General features: G+C 63.4%; 1 protein-coding gene. It reads right to left on the bottom strand.

Features of this window, described 5'->3' with window-relative positions:
• Window positions 1-337: hypothetical protein (locus tag AC01FP_RS19065; protein WP_474482553.1), on the bottom strand; the 337-nt coding region annotated here is incomplete at its 3' end.
• Between the last annotated feature and the right edge of the window lie 166 nt (window positions 338-503).

Raw genomic sequence — 503 nt, 5'->3', positions numbered from 1 at the left:
CGAGAATGGTGATCCCGCCATGCTCCCAGCTCGACGAATAGAGCTCCGGCAAGGCTTCGATGTGCTGGATCGCCTTGTGGGTGACGACGTTCCAGAACGGGCCGAACGGGCTTTCCGGCACATAGTGCAGCGGCCCCTTGGCGCGCATCTCGGCGAAGATCGGCTGCCACCGGTCCTCGACATAGATGTCACTCCGGCTGACGTCATAGGGATGGGTATGCGGCGGCAGGCCCTGCGGGTTGTTCGCCAGGTAATCCTTCAGCGCCTGATGGGCTGACGGCGCGGTGCGCCATTGCGGCTTGTCGGGGGCGCCGGTTTCTGGGGCGATGGTGGCCATGCTTGCTCTCCTGCTCCGCTCCCCTTGCCGGGGAGTCGCGTCAGCAGGATTGCACCCTTTACTTACCGCAATGTCAATAGCGGGTTTCGATTTGAGACCTAAGCGGCGGCCTTTTTGGCGAACCACCGGCGCTTCTTTGCGCCCTGCGGGCCGGATTGCATCACCC

The organism is Cyanobium sp. NIVA-CYA 375 (genome assembly GCF_056108345.1).
The sequence above is the reverse complement of the archived record's forward strand: the minus strand, read 5'-3'. Positions and strand labels throughout refer to the sequence as shown.